The sequence below is a fragment of the Noviherbaspirillum humi genome (assembly GCF_900188095.1).
Lineage (GTDB): Bacteria > Pseudomonadota > Gammaproteobacteria > Burkholderiales > Burkholderiaceae_D > Noviherbaspirillum > Noviherbaspirillum humi.
The window spans coordinates 1-24,517 of the sequence record NZ_FZOT01000020.1 but is presented as its reverse complement, the minus strand read 5'-3'; the positions used below and the strand labels follow the sequence as shown (position 1 = coordinate 24,517).

Here is a 24,517-nt window from a genome sequence, read left to right as displayed (position 1 = left end):
CACTCAGGGCGACACGGTCCGCGCCAGCGGACCGATCCAGGCATGAAAATCCTCGGCATCGACCCGGGTCTTCGGACCACCGGCTTCGGCATCATCCACAAGCAGGGCACCAAGCTCAGCTATCTCGCGTCCGGCACCATCAAGACGCAGGAAGCGGATCTGCCGAGCCGGCTCAAGACCATCCTCGCCGGGGTGTCGGAAATCATCGCCACCTACCGGCCGGATTGCGCCGCCATCGAGAAGGTGTTCGTCAACGTCAATCCGCAATCCACCCTGCTGCTCGGCCAGGCGCGCGGCGCCGCCATCTGCGCGCTGGTGCATGCCGATCTTGCCGTGTCCGAATACACGGCGCTGCAGATCAAGAAGGCGGTGGTGGGACAGGGCCGGGCGCAGAAGCACCAGATGCAGGACATGGTGCAGCGCCTGCTGCTGTTGTCCGGCGCGCCCGGTCCCGATGCGGCCGACGCGCTCGGCGTGGCGATCTGCCATGCGCACAGCGGCGATCATCTGGCGACGCTGGGCGAGCTGTCGCCGGGCCTGGCGAAAAAGGGCCTGCGCATGCGCGGCGGCCGCCTGGTCGGCTGACCTTTTCAATTCACCGAATCAAACGTGCTTTTCCGCCTCGCGGGCGGCCATCTCGAAGCGGTTGTGCCAGTAGGCATCGCGGCCGCGCAGCGCCGCCCAGGCGCTCGACAGCAGATAGGCGAAGGGAAAGACCGGTCCCCAGCATTCCGCCTGCCGCACATGCACCAGTTCATGCATCAGCACCCGCGCCGACAAGCCATGGTTCTCGGCGATCACCACATGGCCCACGGCCATCGCGCTCATCGCGCCGAACGGGTGGCGGCTGAGGATGGCGTCGGCCAGCGGACCGCGCACCAAAAGCGCCATCACCGGCGTCCTCACCAGTTGCAAATGGCCGCGCCATACCCATATAGGTAAGGCAAGCGCTAGTCCGAACACCGTCAGCGGCAAGGCCCACAGCATGCCCAGCAGGCTGCGGGTCCAGAAGGCCGAGCGGGATGCCGGGCGGGTGCGCGCCAGGGTGGTGCGCGGCTTCCTCCCGTTGCGCGCCGGCGGTGATTTATCGAAGGGATGCAGCATGAGGCGTCTCGTTGATCGGACCGTGCCGGGTTGGCTTGTCTTCTGTTGTCAGGTTTAGAACCATGAGGGCGGCAAAAATTCGCCGCCCTCGATTTTTATTTCTTGCCTGCCGGTCATGTTTTGCTTGCGCCGCCGCGGGGAGGGCGGGACTTGTCCGGTATGATGCATCAACCCTTTACAACCAAGAATCCCATGATAGGCCGCCTTTCCGGAATCCTGCTCGAGAAAAATCCCCCGCAACTGCTGGTCGACTGCAATGGCGTCGGCTACGAGGTCGACGTGCCGATGAGCACCTTCTACAACCTGCCCGGCACCGGCGAGAAGATCACGCTGCTGACCCACATGGCGGTGCGCGAGGATGCGCATCTGCTGTACGGCTTCGGCACGGCGGAGGAGCGCAATGTCTTCAAGCAGCTGATCAAGATTTCCGGCGTCGGCGCCCGCACCGCGCTGTCCATCCTGTCCGGCATGTCGGTGGCCGACCTGGCTCAGTCCATCACCCTGCAGGAAGCGGGGCGGCTGACGCGCGTTCCCGGCATCGGCAAGAAGACCGCCGAGCGCCTGCTGCTGGAACTGAAGGGCAAGCTCGGCGCCGATCTCGGCGCGGCCGGCATCGCCACCCATAGCGATGCCACCGGCGACATCCTGAACGCGCTGCTGGCGCTCGGCTACTCCGACAAGGAAGCCACCCTGGCGCTGAAGCAGGTGCCGGCCGGCACCGGCGTATCCGAAGGCATCAAACTGGCGCTCAAGGCGCTGTCCAAATAAGGACGAGCCCCGGCGCCTCACCTGAACGAGGAATGATTCCATGACCATCCAGACCGACAACCTGACCGAGCAGCGCATCATCGCCGCCACGCCGGCCTCGCCCAACGAGGAGGCGATCGAGCGGGCGCTGCGGCCGAAGCAGCTGGAAGAATATGTTGGCCAGGAAAAAATCCACAGCCAGCTGGAGATCTTCATCACCGCTGCCCGGCAGCGGCGCGAGGCGCTCGACCATACCCTGCTGTTCGGCCCGCCGGGTCTGGGCAAGACTACCCTGGCGCACATCATCGCGCGCGAGATGGGCGTCAACCTGCGCCAGACCTCCGGCCCGGTGCTGGAGCGGGCCGGCGACCTCGCCGCGCTGCTGACCAATCTCGAAGCCAACGACGTGCTGTTCATCGACGAGATTCACCGCCTGTCGCCGGTGGTGGAAGAGATCCTCTATCCGGCGCTGGAGGACTACCAGATCGACATCATGATCGGCGAAGGCCCCGCGGCCCGGTCGGTGCGGCTCGACCTGCAGCCTTTCACCCTGGTGGGCGCCACCACCCGCGCCGGCATGCTGACCAACCCGCTGCGCGACCGCTTCGGCATCGTCGCCCGCCTGGAGTTCTACACGCCGCAGGAACTGGCGCGCATCATCACCCGCAGCGCGACCCTGCTCGGCGCCGCCATCGTGGATGACGGCGCAATGGAAATCGCCAAGCGCAGCCGCGGCACGCCGCGTATCGCCAACCGACTGCTGCGACGGGTGCGCGACTATGCCGAGGTCAAGGGCAACGGCGAGATCACCAAGGCCATGGCCGATGCCGCGCTCAGCATGCTGGATGTGGACCCGGTCGGCTTCGACTTGATGGACCGCAAGCTGCTGGAAGCGGTGCTGTTCAAGTTCAACGGCGGCCCGGTCGGCTTGGACAACCTGGCGGCTGCCATCGGCGAGGAACGCGATACGATCGAGGACGTGCTGGAGCCTTACCTGATCCAGCAAGGTTACCTGCAGCGCACGCCGCGCGGCCGCATTGCTACCCCGGCGGCCTACACCCATTTCGGCGTGGCCGCGCCGCGCACCGGCCCTACCGGCGACCTCTGGGACCAATCACTGTCCTGAAGGCAACGCTGCCTGGCCAAGATTCTTTCGGCCTGTCCGGAACCTCGCCCGGGTCCGGGCACTCTGCATGTCACATCGATCAGTTCATCAAACGCCGGCCCGGCATGCCGGCGTGATGATTTTTTGTGCAACCGTTCCCGGCTACTCCTATAATTCCCCTTCTGAAACAAACGGGAAAGTTGCTCTTTTGACTTAACTCAACCCCGCCAGGGGTGCATTGCGTAAAGTACACGACTCCACATGGCCAATTTTCGCCATGACCGCCATCAAGACTCTTTAGGATTTGGTCCTGCCATGCTCATGTCCACCCAAGCGAGCCGCATAGCACACCAGTTGCTTGATGCTCGCGCCTGTGTCCAGATGATGCCGCCGATCTCCGACAACACCGAGCTGTCGGTGGAAGATGCCTACGATGTCGTCAGGCGCATGATCGACATCCGCACGGCGCAAGGCGAAACCATGGTGGGCCGCAAGATCGGCTTCGCCAATCCGCGCGTCGCCGCCCGCTATGGCCGGCGCGAGCCGATCGCCGGCCCGATCTGGACGCCGCTGTTCGATGCCACCGTTCGCTACGCCGAGGACAACCGCGGCCTGCAGAGCCTGGACGGCGCGGTGCAGCCGCGCATCGGCCCGGAGCTGGTGTTTTCCCTCGGCCAGACGCCGCCGGAAGACGCCACCCTGGAGCAGCTGGCGGAGTGCATCGAGTGGATGGCGCATGCCTTCGAAATCGTGGTCTGTCCGTTCCCCGGGTGGCGCTTCGACCTGGCCGACGCCATCGCCGCCTACAGCTTCCATGGCTCGCTCATCGTCGGCGAGCCGAAGGTGCTGTCTTCCGCCACGCGGCGCAACCTGGGCAGCGTGCTGGCCAATGCCAGCCTGTCGATGTCCTGCGGCGACGAGCTGCGTTCCGCCGGCTTCGGCAACGAGGTGCTGGGCAGTCCGCTGCACGCGCTGCTGCATCTGCACCGCATGCTGCATGGACAGAACCAGTTCCCGCCGCTGCAGGCGGGCGAGGTCATCGCCACCGGCGCCTGGACCGACTGCTGCCCGGTCAAGCCGGGCGATACCTGGACCTCCGCCTTCTCCGGCGTGGTCCTGCCCGGGCTGACCGTATCGTTCGTCTGATCGTTGCGCTTCATTCGCCGCCCCGAGGGCGGCCCGCATGCCGGCATCTGCCGGCATTTTCATTTCTCAACGCGCGAGGAAATCGTGGCCTGGATCGTATTGCTGATCGCCGGCTTGCTGGAAATCGCCTGGCTGCTGCTGTTCAAGGCATCGGAAGGCTATACCCGCTGGGGGTATGCGGTGGCCGGGCTGGTGGTGTCGCTGATCAGCTTCCTGATGGTGGGATGGAGCCTGAAGACGCTGCCGGTCGGCACCGCATATGCGGTCTGGACCGGCATGGGCGCAGCCGGCGCAGCCATCGTCGGCATCCTGATGTTCAATGAGCCGGCCAGCGGAACGCGGCTGGCCTGCATCGCCTTGATCGTGGCCGGCATCGTCGGCCTGAAGCTGACGCACTGAGGTGACTCAGCTTCAGGCGGTAGCCGCCTACTCCGCGCGCACCCAGGTCTGGGTGCGGCCGAAGGTCGGCATGCCGATGTAGCCGCGCACGTTCAGCTTCTTGCCATCCTCGCTCAGGCTCATCCTGCTCTTGTAGACCTTGCCGTTGGACGGGTCGAGGATCTGGCCGCCCGAGAACTCAGCGCCGTCCGGTTTCATGCCGTTGATGATGGTCATGCCGACGATGGGCTGGTCCTTGCGCGGGCCGTCGCACTTGTCGCAGACCGGGTTCGGCTCTTCCCCCGGATCGCGGAACAATTTCTCGATCTTGCCGCGCAATTCGCCGCCGCCTTCGCTGATGCGGATCAGCGCCTTCGTCTTGCCGGTCTCGTCATCGACGCTCTTCCACAGTCCCACCGGCGAAGCGGTCTGTGCCGAGGCAGCGGCGCAGAGCAGAGTGGCGCAGGCGGTAACGAGCATTCTTGTCAGCATGGTATCTCCTCCTTGAGTTGGTTTCCGCGTGATTGAATGAAAAAAGGCGCCCCGCGGGGCGCCTGGGAACTATGCAGCCTGCAGCCGCGCCATCTGCTCGCGCAGCTTGTCGAGCGTGGCGGAGAAGCCGGCGAGGCGCTCCTTCTCCTGCGCCACCACCTGGGCCGGGGCGCGGGCGACGAAGCTTTCGTTGCCGAGCTTGGCGCTGGCCTTGGCGATCTCGCCTTCGAGGCGGGCGATTTCCTTCGCCAGGCGCTCGCGCTCGGCGGCGACGTCGATCTCCACCTTCAGCATCAGCTTGGCGGTGCCGACCACCGACACCGGCGCCGGCGATTGCGGCAGCGCTTCCAGCACCTGGACCTCGGACAGCTTGGCCAGCGCCTGCAGGTAGGGCGCGAAGGATTGCAGCAGGGCGCGGTCCTCGGCGGATGCGCCTTCCAGCAGCAGCGGCACCTTCTGCGCCGGGGACAGCTGCATCTCGCCGCGCAGGTTGCGGCAGGCATCGGTCATGGCCTTGAGCTGGGCCATCCAGCCTTCCGCCTTTTCGTCCAGCTTGGCCATGTCGGCCTGCGGATAGGCCTGGATCATGATGGAGTCGCCGGCCGGGTTCAGCTGCTTGCCGGTCATCGGCGCCACGGTCTGCCACAGCTGCTCGGTGATGAAGGGGATCACCGGATGGGCCAGACGCAGCACGGTCTCCAGCACGCGCAGCAAAGTGCGGCGGGTGGCGCGCTGCTGCGCCTCGCTGCCCTGCTGGATCTGCACCTTGGCCACTTCCAGGTACCAGTCGCAGTATTCGTCCCAGACGAACTTGTAGATCGCGCTGCCGATGTTGTCGAAGCGGTAGTCGGCGAAGCCCTTTTCCACTTCCGCCTCGGTACGCTGCAGCAGCGACACGATCCAGCGGTCGGCCTGGGAGAACTCGAGAAAGCCGGTTTCGCAGATGCCGGGCACGTGGCCCTCGAAGCCGCAATCCTTGCCTTCGGTGTTCATCAGGACGAAGCGGGTGGCGTTCCACAGCTTGTTGCAGAAGTTGCGGTAGCCTTCGCAGCGGTTGAGGTCGAAGTTGATGTTGCGGCCGAGCGAGGCATAGCTCGCCATGGTGAAGCGCAGGGCGTCGGTGCCGAAGGCCGGGATGCCGCCCGGGAACTCCTTGCGCGTGGCCTTGGCGATGCTTTCCGCCTGCTTCGGATTCATCAGGCCGGTGGTGCGCTTGGCCACCAGCGATTCGACGTCGATACCGTCGATCAGGTCGATCGGGTCGAGCGTATTGCCCTTGGACTTGGACATCTTCTGGCCGGAGGCGTCGCGCACCAGGCCGTGCACGTAGACCTTCTCGAACGGCACCTGGCCGGTGAAGTGGGTAGTCATCATGACCATGCGCGCCACCCAGAAGAAAATGATGTCGAAGCCGGTCACCAGCACCGAGGAGGGCAGGAACAGCTTCATGTCCGGCGTCTGCTCCGGCCAGCCGAGGGAGGAGAAGGGCACCAGGGCGGAGGAGAACCAGGTGTCGAGCACGTCCTCGTCGCGGCGGATGGCGCGGCCGCCGGCCTGGGCCTTCGCATCGTCCTCGTTGCGGGCGACGTAGATGTTGCCTTCCTCGTCGTACCAGGCGGGGATCTGGTGGCCCCACCACAGCTGGCGCGAAATGCACCAGTCCTGGATGTTGTTGAGCCACTGGTTGTAGGTAGTGGTCCAGTTCTCGGGGATGAACTTGATGGAACCGTCTCCCACCTTTTCCAGCGCGACCTCGGCGATCGACTTGCCGGGGAAGTGGGTGCCTTCCGGCGCCGGCTTGCTCATGGCGACGAACCACTGGTCGGTGAGCATAGGCTCGATGACCACACCGGTGCGGTCGCCGCGCGGCACCATCAGCTTGTGCGGCTTGACCGATTCCAGCAGCCCTTCGGCTTCGAGGTCGGCGACGATCTGCTTGCGGGCGTCGTAGCGGTCCATGCCCTGGTACTTGGCCGGGGCGTTCTCGTTGATCTTGGCGTCGAGGGTGAAGATGTTGATCTGCGCGAGCTGGTGGCGCTGGCCCACGGCATAGTCGTTGAAGTCGTGCGCCGGCGTGATCTTCACGCAGCCGGTGCCGAATTCCTTGTCGACGTATTCGTCGGCGATGAGGGGAATCTGCCGGCCGGTCAGCGGCAGGTTCAGCAGCTTGCCGAGCAGGGGCGTGTAGCGCTCGTCGGTGGGATCGACCGCCACGGCGACGTCGCCGAGCATGGTCTCGGGACGGGTGGTGGCCACGGTGATGTGGCCGGAACCGTCCGCCAGCGGATAGCGGATGTGCCACATGTGGCCGTCTTCTTCCTCGGACACCACTTCCAGGTCGGACACGGCGGTGTGCAGCTTCGGATCCCAGTTCACCAGGCGCTTGCCGCGGTAGATCAGGCCCTGCTCGAACAGGCGCACGAACACTTCGGTCACCGCCTTCGACATCTTGGCGTCCATGGTGAAGTATTCGCGGCTCCAGTCGGTGGAGGCGCCCATGCGGCGCATCTGGCCGGTGATGGTGGAGCCGGAATGCTCCTTCCACTCCCACACCTTCTCCAGGAACTTTTCGCGGCCGAGGTCGTGGCGCGAGACCTTCTGCGCGTCGAGCTGGCGCTCCACCACGATCTGGGTGGCGATGCCGGCATGGTCGGTGCCGGGGATCCAGGCGGTGTTGTGGCCGCGCATGCGGTAGTAGCGGGTCAGCCCGTCCATGATGGTCTGATTGAACGCGTGGCCCATGTGCAGCGTGCCGGTGACATTGGGCGGCGGCAGCTGGATGGAGAAGGACGGCTTGGCGGGATCGGTGCTGGCGGTGTAGTACCCGCGGCGCTCCCACTCGGCGCGCCACTGCTTTTCAATTTCGGCCGGTTCGAAAGACTTGGCTAATTCCATGATTTGGCATGTGTTTCGGAGAAACCCAGCATTATAAGGGAGGGCGTGGCGCGGCATTGATCAGTTTGGCGCGCGGCGGCCGATAGCGCGTATAATCGGCGCTCTGCCGAACCGGCCAGCCTTGCCAGGCATGGCCGACGGCAACGACGCTAGGGGTCCTGACCGCTTTTCGGTCGGGTGAGAAATACCCTCGAACCTGATCTGGATAATGCCAGCGAAGGGAAGCATCCGAATGCGCCCCCATTCCCATGCTCCTTCGCATCGACACGTGTTAGCAAAGGAGCATCATGAACGCCAATCCGCAATTCCTCGCCGCCACCGCCAAGGTGGACGAGGCGGCCATCCAGCCGCTGCCGAATTCCCGCAAGATCTACGTCGAGGGTTCCCGTCCGGACATCCGCGTGCCGATGCGCGAGATCAGCCAGTCCGACACCCCCGCCTCCTTCGGCGCCGAGAAGAATCCGCCGATCTACGTGTACGACACCTCCGGCCCCTACACCGACCCGGCGGTGAAGATCGACATCCGCTCCGGCCTCGCCCCGCTGCGCGCCGCCTGGATCGCCGAGCGCGGCGACACCGAGGAATTGCCCGGCCCGAGTTCCGCCTACGGCGTCGAACGCCTGAACGATCCGAAGCTGGCCGAGCTGCGCTTCAACCTGCACCGCAAGCCGCGCCGCGCGCTGGCGGGCAGGAACGTGACCCAGATGCACTATGCGCGCCAGGGAATCATCACGCCGGAGATGGAGTACATCGCCATCCGCGAAAACCTGCGCCGCAAGGAGTACCTGGAAAACCTGAAGGCGTCCGGCCCGATGGGTTCCAAGCTGGCCGACCTGATGGGCCGCCAGCATCCCGGCCAGAGCTTCGGTGCCGCGATTCCGGCCGAGATCACGCCGGAATTCGTGCGTTCCGAAGTCGCCTGCGGCCGCGCCATCATCCCGAACAACATCAACCACCCGGAGTCGGAGCCGATGATCATCGGCCGCAATTTCCTGGTGAAGATCAACGCCAACATCGGCAACTCGGCGGTGACGTCCTCCATCGGCGAGGAAGTGGAAAAGATGACCTGGGCCATCCGCTGGGGCGGCGACACCGTGATGGACCTGTCCACCGGCAAGCACATCCATGAAACCCGCGAGTGGATCATCCGGAACAGCCCGGTTCCCATCGGCACGGTGCCGATCTACCAGGCGCTGGAAAAGGTGAACGGCAAGGCCGAGGAACTGACCTGGGAAATCTTCCGCGACACGCTGATCGAGCAGGCGGAGCAGGGCGTGGACTACTTCACCATCCACGCCGGCGTACGCCTGCAGTACGTGCCGCTGACCGCCAAGCGCATGACCGGCATCGTCTCGCGCGGCGGCTCCATCATGGCCAAGTGGTGCCTGGCGCATCACAAGGAATCCTTCCTGTACGAACATTTCGAAGACATCTGCGAAATCATGAAGGCCTACGACGTCGCCTTCTCGCTCGGCGACGGCCTGCGCCCCGGCTCGATCTACGACGCCAACGACGAAGCCCAGCTGGGCGAGCTGCGCACCCTGGGCGAGCTGACCCAGATCGCCTGGAAGCATGACGTGCAGGTGATGATCGAGGGCCCCGGCCACGTGCCGATGCACCTGATCAAGGAAAACATGGAGCTGCAGCTGAAGGATTGCCACGAGGCGCCGTTCTACACCCTGGGGCCGCTCACCACCGACATCGCGCCGGGCTACGACCACATCACTTCCGGCATCGGCGCCGCCATGATCGGCTGGTACGGCACCGCCATGCTGTGCTACGTCACGCCGAAGGAGCACCTCGGCCTGCCGAACAAGGCGGATGTCAAGGAAGGCATCATCACCTACAAGCTGGCGGCGCACGCGGCCGACCTGGCCAAGGGCCATCCCGGCGCGCAGATCCGCGACAACGCCCTGTCCAAGGCCCGCTTCGAGTTCCGCTGGGAAGACCAGTTCAACATCGGCCTCGACCCGGACAAGGCGCGCGAATTCCACGACGAGACCCTGCCCAAGGATTCGGCCAAGGTGGCGCACTTCTGCTCCATGTGCGGCCCGCACTTCTGCTCGATGAAGATCACCCAGGACGTGCGCGACTACGCCGCTTCCCAGGGCATCACCGACGAGCAGGCGCTGAAGCAGGGCATGGAGGTCAAGGCGGTCGAATTCGTCAAGAGCGGCGCCGAACTCTATCGCAAGCAGTAAGCGAGCCGGGCGGAAGCGCACATGGAAATCGAACTCAACGGCGCGCCGCACAGCGTGGCCGAGAACCAGAGCGTGCAGGACCTGATCGCCTCGCTCGACCTCGCCAACAAATCCCTGGCCGTGGCCATCAACCGCGAGGTGGTGCCGCGGCAGCAGTGGACGCAGCGATTGCTGCAGGCGAGGGACAGGGTGGATATCGTGAAGGCGATTGGAGGGGGGTGAAGCGGGGGTTTCGCGGAGCACTGCTCCGCGCCCGCGGAACCGGTCAGTCTTGCAAGACTGACCGTGGGTGAGGTTAAAAGCCTGACTACCCGATGAGGCTCAAAGTATGACTACAGAATCTCTTCCCCTTCAAGCGGAGGGTTAGGGGCGTAGCAGGGGTTTCGCGAAGCACCGCTCCGCGCCTGCGCAGCCAGCAGCGCTTACAAGCGCTGCTGTGGGTGGGGATGGGTGTCCAGCGCGATGAAAGACAGTTCTTTACCTGCAAAAGAAACCCACCCTCACCCACGAATGCGCTTACAAGCGCATTCGGCTGCGCAGGCGCGAAGCGGTGCTTCGCGAAACCCCTGCTACGCCCCCAGCCCTCCCCCTGAGGGGGAGGGGGCTTTCCTTGATGGCTCGGTCTTACTCTGCAGATGCTCAGAATTCGCACTTCAAACCGCTGCCATACCCGCTGCCCGCCCTTCGCTCAAAACACCGACGAACCAAAGGACCCCCAAATGACAACCGCCACAACCCCAGACCTCCTCACCATCGCCGGCAAGACCTACCGCTCCCGCCTTCTGGTCGGCAGCGGCAAGTACAAGGACCTGCAGGAAACCAAGGATGCCACCGAGGCCAGCGGCGCCGAGATCATCACCGTCGCCATCCGCCGGGTGAACATCGGCCAGGATCCGAACGCGCCCAGCCTGCTGGACGTGGTGCCGCCGTCCAAATACACCATCCTGCCCAACACCGCCGGCTGCTACAACGCCAAGGATGCGGTCTATACCCTGCAGCTGGCGCGCGAGCTGCTCAACGGCCACAAGCTGGTGAAGCTGGAAGTGCTGGGCGACCCGAAGACGCTGTTCCCCAACATGCCCGAGACGCTGAAGGCCGCCGAGGTGCTGGTGAAGGATGGCTTCGATGTCATGGTCTACTGCAGCGACGACCCGATCCAGGCCAGGATGCTGGAAGAAATCGGCTGCTGCGCGGTGATGCCGCTGGCGTCGCTGATCGGCTCCGGCATGGGCATCCTCAATCCCTGGAACCTCGGCCTCATCATCGAGCAGGCCAAGGTGCCGGTGCTGGTGGATGCCGGCGTCGGCACCGCGTCCGACGCGGCGATCGCGATGGAGCTCGGCTGCGACGGCGTGCTGATGAACACCGCCATCGCCGGCGCGCGCGATCCGATCCGCATGGCGCGGGCGATGAAGCTGGCGGTGGAAGCCGGCCGCGATGCCTACCTCGCCGGCCGCATTCCGAAGCGCTTCGCCGCCTCGCCGTCCTCGCCGGTGGAAGGCAAGGCGACGTGAACCGGCCCAACGTGCTGATCCTCGCCGGCTCGGATCCGAGCGGCGGGGCCGGCATGCAGGCCGACATCCAGGCGGTGATGGCCCTCGGCGCCCATCCGCTGTCGGTGATCACCGTGCTGACGGCGCAGGACAATGACCGCGTCCATGCCGTCATGCCGGTGCCGGCCGACATGGTGGCGCAGCAGGCGCAGGCGCTGGCGTCGAAGATGGAGATCGCGGCGGTGAAGCTGGGCATCATCGGCAACCGCGCCAATGGCGAGGCGATCGCCGCGCTGATCCGCCGGCTGCGCCAGCGGCGTCCGGATCTGCCGGTGGTGCTGGATCCGGTGCTGGCCAGCGGCCACGGCAATGCGCTGGCCATCGAAGACCCGGTCGGGATCATCCGGCCGCTGCTGCCGCTGGCCAGCGTGGTGCTGCCCAACCTGCCCGAGGCGGCGCGGCTGTGTCCCGGCGCCGACAGCATCCAACGGCAGGCGGCGCTGCTGCTCGAACAATGCCCGAACGTGCTGGTCAAGGGCGGCCACGGCGAAGGTGATGTGATCGTCAACCGCTGGTTTTCAGCACAGGGCGAGCAGGTATGGCAATGGCCGCGCCTGCCGGGCGGCTTTCACGGCACCGGCTGCACCCTGGCCTCGGCGCTGGCGGCGCTGCTGGCGCGCGGCATCGCCATGCGCGAGGCGCTGGAACGGGCCCAGGCCTATTGCGAGCAAACCTTGCTGTCTTCCTACGCCATCGCGGAAGGCCAGCGCATCCCGAATCGATGGGCCACCATGGAGAAGACAACATGAAGGGACTTTATCTCGTCACGCCAGACTGGGACGATACCGGCAAGCTGCTGGCGGTGAGCGAAGCGGCCTTGCGCGCCGGCGCGGCGCTGCTGCAGTACCGGCACAAGACCGCCGACGCCGCGCTGCGGCGCGAGCAGGCGACCGCATTGCAGGCGCTGTGCCGGCGCTACGGCACCCCGTTCATCATCAACGACCATGTGGACCTGTGCCTGGAACTCGATGCCGACGGCATCCACGTCGGCGGCACCGATGCCGCCGTGGCCGAGGTGCGCAAGGCAGTGGGGCCGGACAAGATCGTCGGCGCCTCCTGCTACGGCAGCCTGGACCTGGCGCGCTCGGCCCATGCGAGCGGCGCCAGCTACGTCGCCTTCGGCGGCTTCTATCCGTCGCGGGTGAAGAAGTATGAAGTCTCCACGCCGCCCGACATCGTGGCGCAGTCCAAGCGGGAGATTCCGCTGCCGGTGGTGGTGATCGGCGGCATGACCCAGGCCAACACGCCGCCGCTGGTGGCGCAGGGCGCCGACATGGTGGCGGTGATCAGCAGCGTCTACATGGCGGATGATCCGGAAGCCGCGGCGCGCATGCTGGGCAATCTGTTCGCGGCGTAACGTCGCAGCCGCGCGAAGCGTCCGGGCTTGCCGCTCGAGGCATTGACTGTCATCGATTGACACCGATTCAGGCAGGCCGGGCGCCGTTCCTCCGCACGCTTGCCGGAAGATCAATCAAAGCGTTATTTCTTCATCATCGCGGTGGCTGAATCGCCGGCAAAAACCACTGGATGCAGGTACAGGAAAGCACCCACCGGCTTATAATCCGTGGATGCAGACCCTCCTCGAAAACCTCAATCCCGAGCAGCTCGCCGCCGTCACTCTTCCGCCCCAGCATGCGCTGATCCTGGCCGGCGCCGGTTCCGGCAAGACCCGCGTGCTGACCACCCGCATCGCCTGGCTGATCCAGACCGGGCAGGTGTCGCCGGCCGGCGTGCTGGCGGTGACCTTCACCAACAAGGCAGCCAAGGAAATGATGTCGCGCCTGTCGGCCATGCTGCCGATCAATACGCGCGGCATGTGGATAGGCACTTTCCATGGCTTGTGCAACCGGCTGCTGCGCGCGCATTACCGCGACGCCGGCCTGCCGCAGACCTTCCAGATCCTGGACAGCGCCGACCAGCTGTCGATGATCAAGCGCATGCTCAAGGCGCTCAACGTCGACGACGAGAAGTACCCGCCGCGCAATCTGATGTACTTCATCAACAATGCGAAGGAGCAGGGCCTGCGCGCGCGCGACGTCGAGGTCAACGACGACTACAACCGCAAGTTCGTGGAGCTGTTCGAGTTCTACGACAACCAGTGCCAGCGCGAGGGCGTGGTGGATTTCGCCGAGCTGCTGCTGCGCACCTATGAACTCCTGACGCGCAACCAGCCGCTGCGCGAGCACTACCAGGGCCGCTTCCGCCACATCCTGGTGGACGAGTTCCAGGACACCAACAACCTGCAGTACAACTGGCTCAAGCTGATCGCCGGCAAAGGCAACGCGGTGTTCGCCGTCGGCGACGACGACCAGAGCATCTACGCCTTCCGCGGCGCCAACGTCGGCAACATGATCGCCTTCGAGCGCGAGTTCAATGTCCAGAACCTGATCAAGCTGGAGCAGAACTATCGCTCGCACGGCCACATCCTGGACAGCGCCAATACGCTGATCGCCAACAACAGCAAGCGCCTCGGCAAGAACCTGCGCACCGACGCCGGCCATGGCGAGCAGGTGCGGGTGTATGAAGCCAGCAGCGACATCCAGGAAGCGCAGTGGATCATCGAGCAGGTGAAGAGCCTGATCGGCGAGGGCATGCTGCGCAGCGAGATCGCGGTGCTGTACCGCTCCAACGCCCAGTCGCGGGTGATCGAGCATTCGCTGTTCAACTCCGGCATCCCGTACCGCGTCTACGGCGGCCAGCGCTTCTTCGAGCGCGCCGAGATCAAGCATGCGATCGCCTACCTGCAGCTGATGGACAACCCGCACAACGACTCCGCCTTCCTGCGCGTGGTGAATTTCCCCACTCGGGGCATCGGCGCCAAGTCGATCGAGCAGCTGCAGGACGCGGCCAAGCAGTACGGCATCTCGCTGTACGCGGCGGTGCCCTATGTCGCCGGCAAGGCCGGCACCTCGCTCGGCGGCTTCGTCAAGCTGGTGGAGGCCATGCGCTTCGAGACCCAGCAGCTGCCGCTGCAGGAGCTGGTGAAGGTGATGCTGGAGATGAGCGGCCTGATCCCGCATTACCAGACCGAGAAGGAAGGCGCCGACCGCATCGAGAACCTGGAGCAGCTGGTCAGTGCGGCGATGCTGTTCGTCTCGGAAGAGGGCTACGGCATCGACACCCCGGCCTATCTCGGGCCGAAGGCGGCCGCCGCTTCCGGCCCCGCGCTGCTGACCGAGGACGGCGTCGAGATCATCGATGCCGACACGCCGCTGGCGGCGGTGATGTCGCCGCTGTCGGCATTCCTGTCGCATGCTTCGCTCGAGGCCGGCGACAACCAGGCCCAGGCTGGCCAGGATGCGCTGCAGCTGATGACGGTGCATTCGGCCAAGGGCCTGGAGTTCGACGCGGTCTTCATCACCGGCCTGGAGGAAGGCCTGTTCCCGCACGAGAACAGCGCCCAGGAAGAAGGCGGCGTGGAGGAAGAGCGGCGCCTGATGTATGTCGCCATCACCCGCGCCAAGAAGCGGCTCTACATCACCTTCTCCCAGACCCGCATGCTGCACGGCCAGACGCGCTACAACATGAAGTCGCGCTTCTTCGACGAGCTGCCGGAGCATGCGCTGAAATGGCTCTCGCCCAAGGCCCAGCAGCACCACTGGTTCGGCCTGAAGAGCCAGAGCGCCTGGGACGAGGCGCCGGAAGCGGCCGCCAACAGCATCGCCCAAAGTTTCAGCAACAAGGTCGGCAACTGGCGCATCGGCGAATCGGTATCGCATGCCAAGTTCGGCGAAGGCGTGATCGTCAACCTCGAAGGCAGCGGCGCCAACATGCGGGCCCACATCAACTTCGGCAAGCATGGCATGAAGCTGCTCGACCTGAACATCGCCAAGCTGGAGAAGCTGGCGCCGCGGCTCGGTCACTGAGCAGGGCGCAGCCCATGCCTGGAAGAGCGGCCCCTGGCCGCTCTTGTTTTTTGTATTTTGGGTTGCCGGGATTGCCGCTCAGGCGGCGAGAAAGCGCATCGGATCGACTCGCCACTTGGCGGCCGATTCATGGCTCATGATGCGGTCGGCGCCGCCGCTGCCCAGCGGGCGCGCCAGGTCGACTTCCTGCGGCGGAATGTAGGTGTTGGAACGGGTGCTGAAGAAAACCTTCACCGTCGGCGTCAGCAGATTGCTCGCATGCTGGCCGGTGACCACGCCGAGCCGGCCCGACTCCATCAGCACCAGCGTGCCCACCGGGTAGATGCCGACGGTGCGGGTGAAGGCTTGCACCAGCTGCGGATCGAAATGGAAGCGGCTCCATTCATGCAGCTTGCGCAGCGCTTCCGCCGCCGAAATCGCCTTGTGGTAGCAGCGCTCCGAGGTGAGGGCGTCGTAGACGTCGATGATGGCCGCCATGCGCGCCAGCTGGCTGATGGCGTCGCCGGCATGCTTTCCCGGGTAGCCGCTGCCGTCGACACGCTCATGGTGGTGCAGGGTGATGTCCAGCGGGATGGCGCCGATGCCAGGCGTGCGGCTCAGGATCTCGTGCCCGTCCTGCGGATGGCGCTGGATCAGGGCGAACTCTTCGTCGGTCAGCCGGCCCGGCTTGTTCAGCACCGCGTCCGGCACCAGGGATTTGCCGATGTCGTGCAGCAGGCCACCCAGCCCCGCCTGACGGGTGGTGGCCGCATCGAGTCCCGCCGAGCGGCAGAATGCCACCATCAGGGTGCAGACGCTGACCGAATGCAGGAAGGTGTAGTCATCCTTGGTCTTGATGTGCAGCAGGGCGGCGAGGGCGCCGGGATTGCGCAGGATGGAGGTGGTAATTTCCTCCACCACCGGCTCCACCCGGTCGAGCTCGACCGCCTTGCCCAGCCTGGCATCGTGCATGACGCTGCGCACCACCTGATGCGCCTGCTGCCGCACCCGCCGCGCCCGGTCCATCTCCTCGGCGAGCGAAATGCGGATCGGCGTGGCTTGGCGCGCTGCCAGGTCGACCATCTGGCTTTCGATTTTTTCCCTGACTTCCTGGGCCGTCGGTGCGTCCGGCGCGTCCAGGCCCTTGCCGGTATCGATATAGAGCTCGCGGATGCCGGCCTGCAGGATTTTTTCCACTTCCCGCTCCGACGTGATCAGGAAGCGGTTGCGGGCAAAGGGGTGTTCCATCCAGTGGCAGCACAAGTCATGAATGTACATGCCCAGCTTGAGCTGGCCGGATGAAATCTTCTTGATCATGCTGTAACCGATGGATAGTAGCTGCAGGAAAGGCGAATACTGGAAGTATATCGAGAAATAATTCCTGCTGGAAACTTAGCGGTTACTTCGCAGCTCGGGTTGATTTGCATCAACATCGCACTGCGTCATCCGGTCAAGGCGTCTGCGGCTTGCCGAAGATGTCGGTGTAGTTGGGATAAAAGGAGCAATACATGATGATGGTCATCACCAGCGACAGCGGCAGCAGCACCAGCATGATGATGGCGGTGCGGCCGAAGATCAGGCCCAGGATGCCGCTGACCACGGCCGGCAGGAAGATGCTGATCGCCAGCCAGGCGAGGCCGTAGATGAAGAAGGCGCGTCCGGCGCGCTTGACGGCGAAGAAGCTGAAGAACATCGCCTTGCCCAGCCCCATGTTCTGCCAAGCGACCAGCGGCGCCGCATACCAGAAGGCCATGGCCGCCGGCGTATAGACCACGGCGGCGAAGATCATCGCCAGCGACATGTGGGAACCGCGCACCGTCGAGGCGTCCAGCGCCGACTGGCCGGTGATGATGTTCCAGAACACGCCGCCGTCGATCATGGCGGACGCGGCAATGGCCAGCACCGCAGCCAGCAGGTAAAGCAGGCCGAGCCGCACCAGGCGCATGAAGGCGGGCGAGCGGAAGCCGGCCAGCAGCAGGTTGGGATAGACCTTCTTGCCGCGCTCGATGTTGGCGCAGGCTTGCAGGAAGCTGATGGAAAACACCGGCACCAGCACCATCGGCAGGATCTGCCCGAACAGCGGCACGATGCCCATCGCCAGCATCAGAAAAACGTAGCTCAGGAACAGGGTCGACATCTCGGTCGGCTGCTTGCGAAACAGGGCGAAGCCTCCCTTGATCCATTGCCAACCGGCGTTTCCAGGCAGTTTTTCCATGTCGTCAGAATCGTGTCAGAACAATGCGGGTGCAGGATGGTTGATACGTTCGCGCAGGATGCGCTCGAAATGGGTGGGGTCGTGCGGCGTCAGCATCTCGGCTTCGCGCGGCAGGTAGAAGTCGTACAGCCGCGAGAGCCAGAAGCGCAGCGCCGCCGCCTGCAGCATGGTGCGCCAGCCTGCCTTCTCCGCCTCGGTGAAGGGACGCACCGCATGATAGCTGGCCAGCATCGCCCGCAGCCGCGCTGGATCGAGCCTGCCGCTGTCGAGATCGATGCACCAGTCGTTCACCGTCACCGCCACATCGAACAGCCAGGTGTCGCAGCCGGCGAAGTAGAAATCGAAGAAGCCGGTCAGGCGTTCGCCGTCGAACATGACGTTGTTGCGGAACAGGTCGGCATGGATGGGGCCGCGCGGCAGCTGATGGTACACATGGGACGCGGCAAAGGCTTCCTGCGTATGGATTTCGGCGCGCAGCAGCGCCTTGGCCTCGTCCGGTATGTAGGGCAGCACCACCGGCACCGTTTCGTGCCACCAGGCCAGGCCGCGCAGGTTGGGCTGCTGCATCGGGAAATCCTCCGCCGCCAGGTGCATGCGGGCCAGCATCGCACCGACGGCGGCGCAATGCACCGGCTGCGGGTTCATCTGAGAACTGCCCTGCAGCCTGGTGACGATGCTGGCCGGCTTGCCGTGCAGGCTGTGCAAAATTTCGCCCCGGCCGTTCGCCACCGGCGCCGGCACCAGCACGCCGCGCTCGGCCAGGTGCCGCATCAGGTTGAGATAGAAAGGCAGCTGTTCGAAGCTCAGTTTTTCGAACAGCGTCAGCACATATTCGCCGCGCTCGGTGGTCAGGAAGAAATTGCTGTTTTCGATGCCGGAGGAAATGCCGCGCACGGCGATCGCCTTGCCAAGCGGGAACTGCGTGATCCAGGTCTCGAGGTCATCCAGGCTGACCGGGGTGAATACTGCCATGAGCGAAGCAAAAGTTGAGGTTGGTCGGCGGGGCCGCCTGTCGCGGCCCGAAGATCATTTCTTGGCGGGCTGCCCGGGTTGGGCCGGCTGGGCCGGCTTCTGAGCCTGGCCCTGCTGGCCGGCCGCAGGCGGCTGCGGCTGGGCATTGCCCTGGTCGGCGCCGGCCTGGTCCTTGTCCTGCTGGCGGCTGAGGTCGAAGGTCTTCACTTCCCACTGGGCGGCACGATTGCCGCTGCTCTGGCCATCGCCGGGCACGCTGGTGCCGGCCTGCTCATTCGGCTTCAGTACGTAATTGCTGCCGCCGGCATTGACGCGGATCTCGTCCACCTTGCCGCCAGGGCCGCGCTTTTCCTCGATGCGCTGCTGCTGGTCTTCGGGCTTGCGGATGGTGACGCCGGGCGGCTCGCCTTCCTCCAGCGGCTCCAGCTTCGGCGGCGGCGGGGCTTCCGCCCGGGCCGGCTGCTGCGCATGCAGGACCGGGGAAAAAACGAAAAGAAGGGCGCCTGCGGCAATCAGATGCCGGGTGGAGAGGGAAGCCATGATGGAGTGGTCGGGTCGTGGTGAAGCGGATTGGATGCTTGTTCTTTGCGTTCATTTTAGCAAAAGGCATCCCCATCACCGAAAAAACCTGCATTGCCAGGGCGAATCGAGGGCCGGGCGGCGGTCCGGTGCCGGCGATAAACCTGCGATAATCCGGTGCTAACTTCGCATCATCACCATCCCACCATCCGCAGTCACATTCTCGATTCCTTATGGACAAAACCCTGTTGCTGGTCGACGGCTCAAGCTATCTCTACCGGGCGTTCCACGCCTTGCCGGATTTGCGCAATTCGGAAGGTTTTCCCACCGGCGCCATCCACGGCATGATCAACATGCTGCGCCGCCTGCGCAACGACTACGACGCCGCCTACATCGCCTGCGTGTTCGATGCCAAGGGCAAGACCTTCCGCGACCATCTCTATCCCGAGTACAAGGCGCAGCGCTCCTCCATGCCGGAAGACCTGTCGAAGCAGATCGAGCCCATCCACGAGGCGGTGCGCCTGCTCGGCTGGCCGATCCTCATGGTGGAAGGCGTGGAAGCGGACGACGTGATCGGCACCCTGGCGGCGATGGCGCCCAGGCATGGATTGAAGACGGTCATCTCCACCGGCGACAAGGACCTGGCGCAGCTGGTGAACGACGACGTCATGCTGATCAACACCATGAGCAACGAGAAGTTCGACCGCGATGGCGTGATCGCCAAGTTCGGCGTGCCGCCGGAGCGCATCGTCGATTACCTCACGCTGGTGGGCGACACGGTGGACAACGTGCCAGGGGTGGAGAAGGTGGGGCCGAAGACGGCGGTGAAGTGGCTGACCCAGTTCGGCACCCTGGACGACATCATCGCCCGCGTCGACGAGATCGGCGGCGCGGTCGGCAACAACCTGCGCAAGGCGCTCGATTGGCTGCCGCAGGCGCGGGTGCTGCTGACGGTGAAGACCGACTGCGACCTGGTGGAGCACATGGCGTCGATCCCGGAATCGCTGGTGGCGAAGCCGGTCGACCAGGAAGCGCTGGCCGAATTCCTGCGCCGCTTCGGCTTCAAGACCATGCTGCGCGAATTCACCGGCGAATCCGGCGGCGTGCGCGCCGAAAGTCAGGTGCACCGAGGCGAAGTGGGGCCGAGCGTGACCGCCCCTTCCGGACCGGCGCCGGTGGCGGAGTACGAAACGGTGCTGACCGAGGCTCAGCTGCAGCGCTGGCTGGATGCGATCGAGGCCGCCGAACTGACCGCGGTCGATACCGAGACCACCTCGCTCGACGCGATGAAGGCGCGCCTGGTCGGCATCTCGCTGTGCTGCAAGCCCGGCATCGCCGCCTACATCCCGGTGGCGCACCGCTACCAGGATGCGCCGGACCAGCTTGGCATCGACTTCGTGCTGGAAAAGCTCAAGCCCTGGCTGGAGGATGCGGCCAAGCCCAAGCTCGGCCAGCACCTGAAATACGACGCCCACATCTTCGCCAACCATGGCATCCAGCTGCGCGGCATCGTGCATGACACGCTGCTGGAATCCTACGTGTTCGAATCGCACCGCTCCCACGACATGGACAGCCTGGCGCTGCGCCACCTGAACCGCAAGACCGTCACCTATGAAGAGGTGTGCGGCAAGGGCGCCTCGCAGATCGGCTTCGACCAGGTGACGCTGGAGCGCGCCACCGAGTACGCCGCCGAGGATGCCGACGTCACCCTGCAGCTGCACCAGGCGATGTGGCCGCACGTGGCGGAGAACGACGGCCTGCGCTACATCTACGAGAAGATCGAGATCCCGACCTCGGTGGTGCTGCAGAAGATGGAACGCAACGGCGTGCTGATCGACACCGCGCTCCTGGCCACCCAGTCCAACGAACTCGGCCGGCGCATGCTGGAGATGGAGAAGCAGGCCTACGACCTCGCCGGCCAGCCCTTCAACCTGAACTCGCCCAAGCAGCTGGCCGAGATCTTCTTCGGCAAGCTGCAGCTGCCGGTGGTGAAGAAAACCCCGTCCGGCACCCCGTCCACCGACGAGGAGGTGCTGCAGAAGCTGGCGGAGAATTATCCGCTGCCCAAGGTGCTGCTGGAGTATCGCGGGCTATCGAAGCTGAAGTCCACCTATACCGACAAGCTGCCGAAGATGGTGGACCCGCACAGCGGCCGGGTGCATACCAACTATGCGCAGGCGGTGGCGGTGACCGGCCGCCTGTCCTCCAACGAGCCCAACCTGCAGAACATTCCGGTGCGCACCGCCGAAGGCCGCCGCATCCGCGAAGCCTTCGTCGCGCCGCCGGGCAGCATGATCGTCTCCGCCGACTATTCGCAGATCGAGCTGCGCATCATGGCCCATATCTCGGAGGATGAAAGCCTGCTGCGCGCCTTCGCCGCCGGCGAGGACATCCACCGCGCCACCGCCGCCGAAATTTTCAGCGTGGCGCCGGCCGACGTCTTGAGCGATCAGCGCCGTGTGGCCAAGATGATCAACTTCGGCCTGATCTACGGCATGAGCGCCTTCGGACTGGCCGGCAACCTCGGCATCGAGCGCGGCGCCGCCCAGATGTACATCGACCGCTATTTCGCCCGCTATACGAAGGTGGCGGAGTACATGGCCAACACCCGCGCCCAGGCCAAGGCCTGCGGCTATGTGGAAACCGTATTCGGCCGCCGGCTCTGGCTGCCGGAGATCAATTCTCCCAACGGCCCGCGCCGTCAGGGCGCCGAGCGGGCGGCGATCAACGCGCCGATGCAGGGCACCGCCGCCGACCTGATCAAGCTGTCGATGATCGCGGTGCAGGACATGCTGGAGCAGGAAGGCCGGCAGTCGCGCATGGTGATGCAGGTGCACGACGAACTGGTGCTGGAAGTGCCGGAAGCGGAATTGTCGTATATTCAGCAGCGGGTTCCGGAACTGATGAGCAGCGTCGCCACGCTCAAGGTGCCGCTGATCGCCGAGGTCGGCGTCGGCCGCAACTGGGAAGAGGCGCACTGAAAACATGGCGTCGCGCCGGAACCGCGAGAACGCCTACAACGAGACACCACCATGGAGGATGCATGAGTACCCTGGAAAAAGAGATCGATACCCTGATTGCTCCCACTTCGCTGTCCGGAGAGATGGACCGGCGCGACTTCATCAAGACCGCGCTCGGCACCGGCTTCGCCGCTGCCGTCATGCCGGTGATGGCGCAGAGCGTCATCAAGACCGACACCGCCGGCCTCACCGCCGGCGAAGTGAAGATCAATGTCAACGGCCAGGAAGTGCCGGTGTACCGCGCCCAGCCGGCTGGCAAGTCCGACCTGCCGGTGATCCTGGTGGTGTCCGAGATCTTCGGCGTGCATGAGCACATTGCCGACGTCGCCCGCCGCTTCGCCAAGCAGGGCTATCTGGCGCTGGCGCCCGACCTGTTCCTGCGCCAGGGCGATCCCTCCAAGATGGACTCCATTCCGGAAATCCAGAAGCAGGTGATCTCCAAGGTGCCGGATGCCCAGGTCATGACCGACCTCGACGCCTGCGTCGCCTGGGCCGGCAGCAACGGCGGCAATACCGACAAGCTGGGCATCACCGGCTTCTGCTGGGGCGGCCGCATCACCTGGCTGTATGCCGCCCACAATCCCAAGGTCAAGGCCGGCGTCGCCTGGTACGGCCGCCTCACCGGCGACCGCAATGAGCTGCAGCCCAGGCACCCGGTGGATATCGCCGCCGACCTGAAGGCGCCCATCCTCGGCCTCTACGCCGGCAAGGACGCCGGAATCTCGCTCGAAAGCGTGGATCAGATGAAGGCCGCGCTGGCCAAGGGCGGCAGCAAGTCCGAGTTCGTGATCTATCCGGAAGCCAGCCACGCCTTCCACGCCGACTATCGGCCGAGCTATCGCGAGCCGGATGCCCGCGACGGCTGGAAGCGCTGCCTGGAGTGGTTCCGCAGCCACGGCCTGCCGGGCGCCGCCACCGCTGGCGCCTGATCCCCTTCGCAACCGCGCCTCGCATTACCGCCTGACCTGAGCCGGCCTGCGCCGGTTCAGGCTGCGGTTTGCCGAAAGAAAACAGCTGTGTTTTAATTTGCGCCCTGTCGCAACATCCCTCGAGGCCCAAAATCAATCCCACGCTGCTATCCATCCTGCTCGCCACGACGCTCGCGGGTGTGCTCAGCATTTCCGCTGCGGCGGTGTTTTCGTTTTCGCTGCTGTCGCGCGTGGTGGAGAGAATGGTCAGCCTGTCGGTCGGCATCCTGCTGTCGACCTCGCTGCTGCATGCGCTGCCGGAAGCCTTCGAGTCCCAGGCCGATCCGCATACCCTGTTCGCGGTGCTGCTGGCCGGTCTGCTCGGCTTCTTCCTGCTGGAAAAGATGGCCATCCTGCGCCACTCCCATCATTACGAAGGCGACGGCCACGGCCACGAGCATGGCCATGACGCCCATGAAGCCGGCAAGGCCGGCTGGATGATCTTGGTCGGCGACGGTTTGCACAACTTCACCGACGGCATCCTGATCGCCGCCGCCTTCCTCGCCGACCCCAACCTCGGCGTGATCACCGGCGTGGCCATCATCGCCCACGAGATCCCGCAGGAGATCGGCGACTTCATCGTACTCCTCAATGCCGGCTTCACCCGGGTGCGGGCTTATGTCTACAACCTGCTGTGCAGCCTGATGGCGGTGGTCGGCGGCTTGCTCGGCTACTTTACCCTCGGCCAGGCCAGCGGCCTGATTCCCTATGTGCTGGTGTTCGCCTCGTCCGGCTTCATCTACATCGCGGTGAGCGACCTCATGCCGCAGATGCAGCGCCGCGCCACGGTGCGCGAGACGATCCCGCAGGTGATCCTGATCGCGCTCGGCGTGTCGGTGGTGCTGTTCCTCACCAGCCGGGGACATGCCCACTGAGCGGCGGGGTCCGCATCCTGGCTCAAGGCTCCTGCGGGAGCCTTTTTCTTTGCCAATACTGGATCGCGGAGGCAAATTCATCGCTGGTCGATTGACCCCTTGCTATCATCCCGCATTGCATTTTTTGCAACCCTGCCGGATGAACCATGCCCGACCTCGCCGCGCTGCTCGATGCCTTCCTCCTCACCTTCTCCCAAGACCAGCGCAGCCTGCGCCTGCGCTTCGCCGATGCCAGCGGCCTCGCCGACGACCTCCTCCTGCCGCAGCGCCTCGAAGCCGCCGAAGCCCTGTCCGCCTGCTACCGCTATGAGCTGCACTGCCTGTCCACCGACGCCTTCTTCGAACTCAAGGACCTCATCGGCCAGCCCGCCGCCATTGCCCTCAAGCTCGCTGACGGCAGCTGGCACGAACTGGCCGGCGTCGTCACCGCTGCCCGCCAGCTCGGCAGCGACGGCGGCTTCGCCTGCTACGGCCTGACCCTG

The 24,517-nt window shown here is 65.0% G+C and carries 22 protein-coding genes and 1 riboswitch; of the genes, 15 read left to right on the top strand and 7 right to left on the bottom strand.

From position 1 onward, the window contains the following. Positions 1–42 precede the first annotated feature (42 nt). Entirely contained in the window at positions 43–585 is a 543-nt protein-coding gene (gene ruvC / locus CHB88_RS20935; protein WP_089401298.1) for a crossover junction endodeoxyribonuclease RuvC, read from the top strand. Positions 586–603: 18 nt separating this feature from the next. Here the strand turns inward: ruvC and CHB88_RS20930 are convergent, their stop codons facing one another. Continuing rightward, positions 604–1,104 carry a hypothetical protein gene (locus CHB88_RS20930; RefSeq protein WP_089401297.1) on the bottom strand — a complete coding sequence of 167 codons (501 nt, stop codon included), beginning with the start codon at positions 1,102–1,104 and terminating at the stop codon, positions 604–606. A gap of 192 nt (positions 1,105–1,296) precedes the next feature. On the opposite strand from CHB88_RS20930, the gene ruvA reads away from it, so the two are divergent. The 4 genes from ruvA to CHB88_RS20910 all read left to right on the top strand — a co-directional run bounded on the left by ruvA (position 1,297) and on the right by CHB88_RS20910 (position 4,501). Continuing rightward, a complete protein-coding gene (gene ruvA, locus CHB88_RS20925; RefSeq protein ID WP_089401296.1) occupies positions 1,297–1,872 on the top strand; it encodes a Holliday junction branch migration protein RuvA in 576 nt (191 codons plus the stop codon). Positions 1,873–1,912: 40 nt separating this feature from the next. Then, entirely contained in the window at positions 1,913–2,977 is a 1,065-nt protein-coding gene (gene ruvB / locus CHB88_RS20920; protein ID WP_089401295.1) for a Holliday junction branch migration DNA helicase RuvB, read from the top strand. Between the two features lie 294 nt (positions 2,978–3,271). Beyond that, positions 3,272–4,102, top strand: a complete 831-nt coding sequence (locus CHB88_RS20915) for a 2-keto-4-pentenoate hydratase (RefSeq protein WP_089401294.1) — start codon at positions 3,272–3,274, stop codon at positions 4,100–4,102. An 84-nt stretch (positions 4,103–4,186) separates the two neighbouring features. Next, on the top strand, positions 4,187–4,501 hold the full coding sequence (locus tag CHB88_RS20910) for a DMT family transporter (protein ID WP_089401334.1): 315 nt from the start codon (positions 4,187–4,189) through the stop codon (positions 4,499–4,501). Between the two features lie 27 nt (positions 4,502–4,528). Here the strand turns inward: CHB88_RS20910 and CHB88_RS20905 are convergent, their stop codons facing one another. Continuing rightward, positions 4,529–4,972: a DUF2147 domain-containing protein gene (locus CHB88_RS20905; protein WP_245845125.1), complete on the bottom strand. Its 444-nt coding sequence runs from the start codon at positions 4,970–4,972 to the stop codon at positions 4,529–4,531. Between the two features lie 69 nt (positions 4,973–5,041). Further along, positions 5,042–7,867 carry a valine--tRNA ligase gene (locus CHB88_RS20900; protein ID WP_089401292.1) on the bottom strand — a complete coding sequence of 942 codons (2,826 nt, stop codon included), beginning with the start codon at positions 7,865–7,867 and terminating at the stop codon, positions 5,042–5,044. A gap of 141 nt (positions 7,868–8,008) precedes the next feature. Then, a riboswitch (TPP riboswitch) is annotated at positions 8,009–8,107 on the top strand. A 47-nt stretch (positions 8,108–8,154) separates the two neighbouring features. Here CHB88_RS20900 and thiC point away from each other — a divergent pair. The 6 genes from thiC (at position 8,155) to CHB88_RS20870 (ending at position 15,487) form a co-directional block, all read left to right on the top strand. Further along, complete coding sequence (gene thiC / locus CHB88_RS20895) at positions 8,155–10,068, top strand: phosphomethylpyrimidine synthase ThiC (protein WP_089401291.1); 1,914 nt, start codon at positions 8,155–8,157, stop codon at positions 10,066–10,068. A 21-nt stretch (positions 10,069–10,089) separates the two neighbouring features. Further along, positions 10,090–10,290: a sulfur carrier protein ThiS gene (thiS, locus tag CHB88_RS20890; RefSeq protein ID WP_089401290.1), complete on the top strand. Its 201-nt coding sequence runs from the start codon at positions 10,090–10,092 to the stop codon at positions 10,288–10,290. Positions 10,291–10,787: 497 nt separating this feature from the next. Then, positions 10,788–11,582: a thiazole synthase gene (locus tag CHB88_RS20885; protein WP_089401289.1), complete on the top strand. Its 795-nt coding sequence runs from the start codon at positions 10,788–10,790 to the stop codon at positions 11,580–11,582. Further along, positions 11,579–12,370, top strand: coding sequence for a bifunctional hydroxymethylpyrimidine kinase/phosphomethylpyrimidine kinase (gene thiD / locus CHB88_RS20880; protein WP_089401288.1), 792 nt, complete (start codon positions 11,579–11,581; stop codon positions 12,368–12,370). The genes CHB88_RS20885 and thiD overlap by 4 nt, the downstream gene beginning before the upstream one ends. Continuing rightward, positions 12,367–12,978, top strand: coding sequence for a thiamine phosphate synthase (gene thiE / locus CHB88_RS20875; RefSeq protein WP_089401287.1), 612 nt, complete (start codon positions 12,367–12,369; stop codon positions 12,976–12,978). Before thiD ends, thiE begins: the two co-directional genes overlap by 4 nt. A 211-nt stretch (positions 12,979–13,189) precedes the next feature. Further along, positions 13,190–15,487 carry a UvrD-helicase domain-containing protein gene (locus tag CHB88_RS20870; protein WP_089401286.1) on the top strand — a complete coding sequence of 766 codons (2,298 nt, stop codon included), beginning with the start codon at positions 13,190–13,192 and terminating at the stop codon, positions 15,485–15,487. A 78-nt stretch (positions 15,488–15,565) separates the two neighbouring features. Here CHB88_RS20870 and CHB88_RS20865 read toward each other — a convergent pair whose 3' ends face one another. The 4 genes from CHB88_RS20865 to CHB88_RS20850 form a co-directional block, all read right to left on the bottom strand. Then, positions 15,566–16,783 carry an HD-GYP domain-containing protein gene (locus CHB88_RS20865; RefSeq protein ID WP_089401285.1) on the bottom strand — a complete coding sequence of 406 codons (1,218 nt, stop codon included), beginning with the start codon at positions 16,781–16,783 and terminating at the stop codon, positions 15,566–15,568. A gap of 133 nt (positions 16,784–16,916) precedes the next feature. Beyond that, positions 16,917–17,681, bottom strand: coding sequence for a BPSS1780 family membrane protein (locus CHB88_RS20860; RefSeq protein ID WP_089401284.1), 765 nt, complete (start codon positions 17,679–17,681; stop codon positions 16,917–16,919). Positions 17,682–17,696: 15 nt separating this feature from the next. Next, on the bottom strand, positions 17,697–18,653 hold the full coding sequence (locus tag CHB88_RS20855; protein ID WP_089401283.1) for a homoserine kinase: 957 nt from the start codon (positions 18,651–18,653) through the stop codon (positions 17,697–17,699). A gap of 54 nt (positions 18,654–18,707) precedes the next feature. Next, a complete protein-coding gene (locus tag CHB88_RS20850; RefSeq protein WP_176442585.1) occupies positions 18,708–19,193 on the bottom strand; it encodes a hypothetical protein in 486 nt (161 codons plus the stop codon). 212 nt (positions 19,194–19,405) lie between these two features. Here CHB88_RS20850 and polA point away from each other — a divergent pair, with 212 nt between their 5' ends. The 4 genes from polA to CHB88_RS20830 form a co-directional block, all read left to right on the top strand. Beyond that, positions 19,406–22,153: a DNA polymerase I gene (gene polA, locus CHB88_RS20845; RefSeq protein ID WP_089401282.1), complete on the top strand. Its 2,748-nt coding sequence runs from the start codon at positions 19,406–19,408 to the stop codon at positions 22,151–22,153. A gap of 62 nt (positions 22,154–22,215) precedes the next feature. Beyond that, positions 22,216–23,121 (top strand): dienelactone hydrolase family protein, encoded by a 906-nt coding sequence (locus CHB88_RS20840; protein WP_089401281.1) that lies wholly within the window; start codon positions 22,216–22,218, stop codon positions 23,119–23,121. 179 nt (positions 23,122–23,300) lie between these two features. Then, positions 23,301–24,035 (top strand): ZIP family metal transporter, encoded by a 735-nt coding sequence (locus tag CHB88_RS20835; protein WP_245845124.1) that lies wholly within the window; start codon positions 23,301–23,303, stop codon positions 24,033–24,035. Positions 24,036–24,181: 146 nt separating this feature from the next. After that, positions 24,182–24,517 (top strand): contractile injection system protein, VgrG/Pvc8 family (locus tag CHB88_RS20830; RefSeq protein WP_281255036.1); only part of this gene is annotated, 336 nt, incomplete at its 3' end.

Excerpts from the sequence above, each read along its gene's own strand:
- polA (WP_089401282.1), top strand. The coding sequence starts at position 19,406 with ATGGACAAAACCCTGTTGCTGGTCGACGGCTCAAGCTATCTCTACCGG.
- thiE (WP_089401287.1), top strand. The coding sequence starts at position 12,367 with ATGAAGGGACTTTATCTCGTCACGCCAGACTGGGACGATACCGGCAAG.
- ruvA (WP_089401296.1), top strand. The coding sequence starts at position 1,297 with ATGATAGGCCGCCTTTCCGGAATCCTGCTCGAGAAAAATCCCCCGCAA.
- ruvB (WP_089401295.1), top strand. The coding sequence starts at position 1,913 with ATGACCATCCAGACCGACAACCTGACCGAGCAGCGCATCATCGCCGCC.
- CHB88_RS20915 (WP_089401294.1), top strand. The coding sequence starts at position 3,272 with ATGCTCATGTCCACCCAAGCGAGCCGCATAGCACACCAGTTGCTTGAT.
- CHB88_RS20905 (WP_245845125.1), bottom strand. The coding sequence starts at position 4,972 with ATGCTGACAAGAATGCTCGTTACCGCCTGCGCCACTCTGCTCTGCGCC.
- CHB88_RS20850 (WP_176442585.1), bottom strand. The coding sequence starts at position 19,193 with ATGGCTTCCCTCTCCACCCGGCATCTGATTGCCGCAGGCGCCCTTCTT.
- thiS (WP_089401290.1), top strand. The coding sequence starts at position 10,090 with ATGGAAATCGAACTCAACGGCGCGCCGCACAGCGTGGCCGAGAACCAG.
- CHB88_RS20870 (WP_089401286.1), top strand. The coding sequence starts at position 13,190 with ATGCAGACCCTCCTCGAAAACCTCAATCCCGAGCAGCTCGCCGCCGTC.
- CHB88_RS20860 (WP_089401284.1), bottom strand. The coding sequence starts at position 17,681 with ATGGAAAAACTGCCTGGAAACGCCGGTTGGCAATGGATCAAGGGAGGC.
- CHB88_RS20900 (WP_089401292.1), bottom strand. The coding sequence starts at position 7,867 with ATGGAATTAGCCAAGTCTTTCGAACCGGCCGAAATTGAAAAGCAGTGG.
- CHB88_RS20930 (WP_089401297.1), bottom strand. The coding sequence starts at position 1,104 with ATGCTGCATCCCTTCGATAAATCACCGCCGGCGCGCAACGGGAGGAAG.
- CHB88_RS20885 (WP_089401289.1), top strand. The coding sequence starts at position 10,788 with ATGACAACCGCCACAACCCCAGACCTCCTCACCATCGCCGGCAAGACC.
- CHB88_RS20865 (WP_089401285.1), bottom strand. The coding sequence starts at position 16,783 with ATGATCAAGAAGATTTCATCCGGCCAGCTCAAGCTGGGCATGTACATT.
- thiC (WP_089401291.1), top strand. The coding sequence starts at position 8,155 with ATGAACGCCAATCCGCAATTCCTCGCCGCCACCGCCAAGGTGGACGAG.
- CHB88_RS20840 (WP_089401281.1), top strand. The coding sequence starts at position 22,216 with ATGAGTACCCTGGAAAAAGAGATCGATACCCTGATTGCTCCCACTTCG.
- ruvC (WP_089401298.1), top strand. The coding sequence starts at position 43 with ATGAAAATCCTCGGCATCGACCCGGGTCTTCGGACCACCGGCTTCGGC.
- CHB88_RS20855 (WP_089401283.1), bottom strand. The coding sequence starts at position 18,653 with ATGGCAGTATTCACCCCGGTCAGCCTGGATGACCTCGAGACCTGGATC.